Annotated in this window: 8 protein-coding genes; all 8 read left to right on the top strand. The window is 62.7% G+C overall.

Going from position 1 to position 4,899, the window contains the following annotated elements; genetic code table 11:
• The coding region (locus tag NGR01S_RS31670) for a Gp37-like protein (protein WP_444979991.1) at nt 1-257 on the top strand (257 nt) is incomplete at its 5' end.
• 18 nt (nt 258-275) lie between these two features.
• Nucleotides 276-737, top strand: coding sequence for a phage gene 29 protein family protein (locus tag NGR01S_RS28025; RefSeq protein ID WP_082853976.1), 462 nt, complete (start codon nt 276-278; stop codon nt 735-737).
• A complete protein-coding gene (locus NGR01S_RS31255; RefSeq protein ID WP_063042101.1) occupies nt 737-2,347 on the top strand; it encodes a glycine-rich domain-containing protein in 1,611 nt (536 codons plus the stop codon). Before NGR01S_RS28025 ends, NGR01S_RS31255 begins: the two co-directional genes overlap by 1 nt.
• 11 nt (nt 2,348-2,358) lie before the next feature.
• The gene (locus NGR01S_RS28015; RefSeq protein ID WP_063042099.1) at nt 2,359-2,724 is read left to right on the top strand and encodes a hypothetical protein; all 366 of its coding nucleotides are present in this window, start codon (nt 2,359-2,361) and stop codon (nt 2,722-2,724) included.
• Nucleotides 2,725-3,792: an N-acetylmuramoyl-L-alanine amidase gene (locus NGR01S_RS28010; protein WP_063042097.1), complete on the top strand. Its 1,068-nt coding sequence runs from the start codon at nt 2,725-2,727 to the stop codon at nt 3,790-3,792.
• 16 nt (nt 3,793-3,808) lie between these two features.
• A complete protein-coding gene (locus NGR01S_RS28005) occupies nt 3,809-4,072 on the top strand; it encodes a flagellar FlbD family protein (protein ID WP_063042090.1) in 264 nt (87 codons plus the stop codon).
• A gap of 18 nt (nt 4,073-4,090) precedes the next feature.
• Nucleotides 4,091-4,318 carry a hypothetical protein gene (locus tag NGR01S_RS28000; protein ID WP_063042088.1) on the top strand — a complete coding sequence of 76 codons (228 nt, stop codon included), beginning with the start codon at nt 4,091-4,093 and terminating at the stop codon, nt 4,316-4,318.
• Between the two features lie 144 nt (nt 4,319-4,462).
• Nucleotides 4,463-4,687: a hypothetical protein gene (locus tag NGR01S_RS31250; RefSeq protein ID WP_157107467.1), complete on the top strand. Its 225-nt coding sequence runs from the start codon at nt 4,463-4,465 to the stop codon at nt 4,685-4,687.
• The last annotated feature ends 212 nt before the right edge of the window (nt 4,688-4,899 follow it).

Raw genomic sequence — 4,899 nt, 5'->3', positions numbered from 1 at the left:
GCCGGCCCTGGCTGGTTGGCGCTCGGGGGCACGGACATTTCTACCTCGGTCATCGCATCGGGTCGACAGTTCGTGGCACCCCGAAAGGCCGTATTTACGTCGATCGCGTCCGCGAAATCACGCTGAATATCGACCGCGATAAAGGCTCCAGGTGGGATGTCACTGTCGGCGAGCGCGTCCAGGAAGACCCCGTCAAGAAAGCCTTCGAGCGGATGCAGAAGCTGTTCCGCGCAATCCGCGCGATGGGGGTCATGTGAGCAGGAAAGGGGCCCGCAATGCCCAACAACGAACGACTCCCCCAGCAGGCTAACTGCGACCCCAAGGATCCGGACGAGCATTTCCTCTGGGCACTGTGTTCGATCCCTTACGGGGACAAAGTGGCGCAGCCCATTCAGCCGAATATCGCGAGACTGATGAGCCGGCATCTGCACGAATTGGGATTCCGGCATCATCCGAAGCTCCAGAAGAAGAAGATGCAGCCGCCGCACCGGGGTCAACAGCACACATTGAATGCATCGAATGCCTGGGTGGATATGGACGCCGAGGCTCCGGATCCTGTCGTGCTGCCAAATGTGCAGGCGATGACCCGGCACGAGCAGGAATTGCTGAAGACCGAACTGGAGAACGTCGGGATCATTCCGCCGGTGCCGAAAAACCTCGGCAAGACGGCCGAAATCCGGTCCTTCAAAGAAATCCAGTCGCGGCACGTCCGCAAAGCGAGTGACCTGGAGGCCTGATGGGCGTCACCCCGAATCAGAATCGCCCAGACGGCGCCTTTGCCATCGCCAACCCGGGCTCTCATCAGTACGGCCAGCAAGGGCTTTCCGAGACGGTTGTACTGAGGCAGGCCGCCAATGGAGCGAGGGTCTCCTTCGCCGGCGCGCAGAACGTTCACAACCGCAACGTCGTCAGTGCGATCCAGAACAACACGAATCAGATCGGCTCATCCGGCCAGTCCCTGGTGGACCACGAGAACCGAATCCTCAAGCTGGAGAACGGCGACGTGGTATCCGTTTTCTACACCAGCGACAACTGGATCAAGCCGAACGGATTCAACTACCACAGAGTGATTCTCATCGGCGCTGGCGGTGGCGGTGGCGGTGGCCAGGATGGCGGGAGTCTGTATGGCGGCCAGGGGGGTGGCCAAGGCGGCTGGGATGAGCGCGTTTACACGGAGGCCGAGCTCGTCCTGAACTCCTATGCCGTGTCGATCGGTTCAGCCGGGGCTGGGGCATATGGGTCATTCGTCGATGCGTTCGACCGACCGGACAATCTGAGCCTCGGGCCCAACTGGCGGGCCGACTCGGGCTCATTGAGTAACCGAATCCTCAATGGCGTGGTCGAAATCCCGACCTTCACGAGCAACGTCGCGCGCACAGGGCGGTGGAATTCCTGGGTCGCCGGAGAACTCCTTACCGACAATGCCCGCGTCGTCGCCAAGCTCACCCCGCCGGCCGCGAGTCTTGCCCTGGACAATGTAACCGGAGTGATTCTTGCGGTCTCCAGCACGCTAAACAGTGCGTCGAAGATGGTCGCGTTTGTCAGCAATGCCAACTCCAGCTGCGGCATCTTCACTCAGGTGGGAGCGCCGGTCAGCCCGTACATCGCGAATGGCCTACAAGCCGGTCAAACAGTTGTCGCAGTCAGTACAAGCAAATGGTTCGGTCGCAATTCGACCATCGCCTTAGAGCGCCGAGGGAATGTCTTCACCGGATATATAGACGATGCCGAGGCCGTGTCCTGGACGGATGTGGGCAACACTGTGCCAACCGGCCCTGGCAATAGATCGTTCGGCATCCTCACGGAGGGGAACTGGCCAACCTTTGCCGGCCAATATCACTCACTGGGGATTGACGTCGTTCAGGCAATGCACTTGGACCCACTTCCGGGCGGGAGCACCACTTTCTCGGGCGGCACGATCACTCAAGTCGCTGGTGGCGGTGCGGCCGGCCTGATCTACGGCATCGACGACCCGGCTGCGCGAGGGAGCGGCAACAAGACTGTCTACAACGCCAGTGGCGGAGCCGGGGGAAACAACAGCCTAGGCTCGGCCGGGTTGAGCGGCGGGGGTGGCGTCGGCCTGGCCGGTGGCGGTGGCGGGAAGTCGGACGGGCAACCCGGTAGCGATGGTAAGAACCTGACCACGGGCAAATATGGAGTCGGCAGCGGGGGCGGCGGTGGGGCCAATGGCGGGAGCGGCAACGGCGGTCTCGGCGGGGCTGGTGGATTCCCAGGCGCTGCGGGCGGTGGGGGCGGAAGCACCTCTGTATTCAATCACCCCGGCGGTGGTGGCAATGGGGCAAACGGAATGGCCGTCATCATTTCCAGCATCAACCCGCCGGCCTAGTGGGAGTAAATATGTTGCAACTGCTGGCACGGCTACACATCGACGGCGTGAGCGGGTACGGAGACTATGCCCGATGCTATGAATTGACGCCGCATATTTTCGATGGCGGGTTCAGTTACAAATACCTGACCATCGTTGTCCGCGCGGGCGACGTCCATGTCATCCGGGCTACATCTTCCGGCCATCCAGCCGGGATCACGGTGGACCGCGCAACGGGGTCGTTCACCCCGAATGGAAATCCGCATGATTCCGAGGATCACCTGAATGGGTGCTTCGTCTGGGCGCTGGCGGCAAATGGATACCAGATCGAGGGATACGGCGACCGATCGCTGCCCGAGGGACTCGATTACGACCCCGACGACCTCCCGGAGGAGTAAATGAGACCCAATTTCACCGAGATCCAGCGCATGGGCAGCTCCCGTAGTAACCGCTGGGGATCCCGCATCACCAACTTCCTGCTGCACACCCAGGAAGGCAACGGAACCGCCGAGAGCTTGGCCGCCTATCTGAACAACAGCGCGAACGGCGCCAGTTACCACTACGTCGTGCGTGACGGGATCGTGGTCGACGTCGTAGATACCGATTACGCCAGCTGGTCGGTCCTGGATGCCAACAGCCGCACGATCAACCTCTGCTTCGCCGGCAGCCGGGCATCCTGGTCGCGGGCCCAGTGGCTTGCTATCCGAGACGATCTGCGCATCGCCGCCTACCTGGCCGTGCAGGACGCCCGCAAATACAGATTCAGCACGGATGTCCTGGCGCCTCCATATCGCCGGGCTGATGGCGTCTCTGACCACAAGTACGTCACTCAGGCCATGGGGATCGGCGACCACACCGACGTGGGCTACAACTTCCCCTGGGATGTCTTCGCCGGCCATGTCCGCGAGTTCGCCACGGGAGCCCCAGCTGTCGCGGTCGTCAACCAGATCGACGAGAAGGCAAAGGTCTCCGGCTGGCTGGGCGCTCGGAAGACCAAGGGCGAGAACGTTACTCCTGATGGCGTCGGCCGCTGGGCAGAGTTCGAGAACGGCTACATCTACTGGACCGCTCAGCACGGCGCCCACCCAATCCCAACCAACGTCTTCGAGACCTGGGCCGAGCTGAAGTGGGAGCGCGGTCCGCTGGGTTACCCGGTCGGCGATCACACCGTGCTCAAGGACGCTGTCGGCACCGCAATCGGTGATGTCCAGGGCTTCGAGCGCGGCGCCATCTACCGGCGATACGACCGGCCCGGCTTTTACGTCACCGGCGACATTCGAAACCGGTGGAATCGCTCGGGCTACGAGAACGGTCCGCTCGGCTGGCCTATCAGCAACGAGACCCCGTTCGACGGCGGCCAGGTCCAGCGCTTCGAGAAGGGGCGCATCTTCTGGCCCGGCAAGCGCTCGACCCTGGCGCTGCTCGACGGGGACGGCCCTGATACCCCGATCGCCGACAAAGACTGACCGAAAGGCCCCGCACATGCTGCAATTTCACGAGGTCGGAGGCTCTGACATCTTCGTCAACCCCGACACCATCGCCACTGTCAGCGCCTGGGGGGATAGCACCGTCCTCTCGCTGACCGATGGCACTCGCCGGGTGGTGACCGAGCCACTCAATGCCGTCCTAGGCCTGATCAACGAGCGCGCTGGCCACGTCGAATACCGCTACAGCCTCAACGTCGTCGATGTCGATGAGGCCCTGCGGAAGTGTAGGCGGCTTCAGGCTTCCGGCCACCTCGGGTAACACAACAAGGAGAAGGATATGACCAACCACCTGCGCAACCTCGGCGCGTACACCAAGGCCGTAGTCGCCGGCATCGGTACCACGACCACTGCGGTTCTGGGCCTTACCGAGATCCTCCCGGAGCCGGCCAAGGGCTATGTCGTCGGCGCTGTGGCGTTTGCTACGACCGTCGCTGTCCTGCTGGCGCGCAATGAGGCCGGCATCGATCAGCTGGGTGACGACCTGGCCGACCTGCTGGACCGGTAACCCGTGGATGCCTGGCTGCCCCTGATCGGGATGGGAGCCGGGTCGACGGTGCTTGCGGCTCTGGTCCAACAGCTGATTGTCTGGCGGGCCGGCCGCAGGCGCGAAGAAGCCGAAACTCAGCGTAGCCAGGCAGAAACCGCGTCCGTGCAAGCGCAGACCATCGCCACCCACGCGGAGCAGGAGAACGCGCGTTACGAACGGCTGGAGAATCGCTACGACCGGCTGGAAACGCGATACGACAAGCTGGAGGGCGAACTTCAGCAGATCCAGCGCAACCTGTTCCCGCATCAGCAGTGGGATCTCCTCGTGCATCGCAAGGTTCTGGAGCTCGACCCCAACTTCCCCCCTCCCCCCGATCTGCTCCCCTGAGAGCCGCACCTCTGACCCGTTCCGACGTGCGGCCTCGTTCGCGGTGTGGCTACGGCAGCTGCGGACAGCAAAAAGCCCCCGGCTCCTTGGACTTGTAAGAATTCCTTACAGGTTCCTGGAGGCCGGGGGCTTTTTTTGCGTTCAGGGGCCGGATCGCCTACCGTGTACCCTGATCACAACTCAACCAAGTGCGGCTGTGGTCGATTACCCCT

This window comes from Nocardia grenadensis NBRC 108939 (assembly GCF_001613445.1).
In the GTDB taxonomy this organism is placed as follows: domain Bacteria; phylum Actinomycetota; class Actinomycetes; order Mycobacteriales; family Mycobacteriaceae; genus Nocardia; species Nocardia grenadensis.
Note: the sequence above shows the minus strand (reverse complement) of the source record. Positions and strands in the feature narration are given on the sequence as shown.

Coding starts and splice junctions, on each gene's coding strand:
- NGR01S_RS28025 (WP_082853976.1), top strand. CDS start 276: ATGCCCAACAACGAACGACTCCCCCAGCAGGCTAACTGCGACCCCAAG.
- NGR01S_RS31255 (WP_063042101.1), top strand. CDS start 737: ATGGGCGTCACCCCGAATCAGAATCGCCCAGACGGCGCCTTTGCCATC.
- NGR01S_RS28015 (WP_063042099.1), top strand. CDS start 2,359: ATGTTGCAACTGCTGGCACGGCTACACATCGACGGCGTGAGCGGGTAC.
- NGR01S_RS28010 (WP_063042097.1), top strand. CDS start 2,725: ATGAGACCCAATTTCACCGAGATCCAGCGCATGGGCAGCTCCCGTAGT.
- NGR01S_RS28005 (WP_063042090.1), top strand. CDS start 3,809: ATGCTGCAATTTCACGAGGTCGGAGGCTCTGACATCTTCGTCAACCCC.
- NGR01S_RS28000 (WP_063042088.1), top strand. CDS start 4,091: ATGACCAACCACCTGCGCAACCTCGGCGCGTACACCAAGGCCGTAGTC.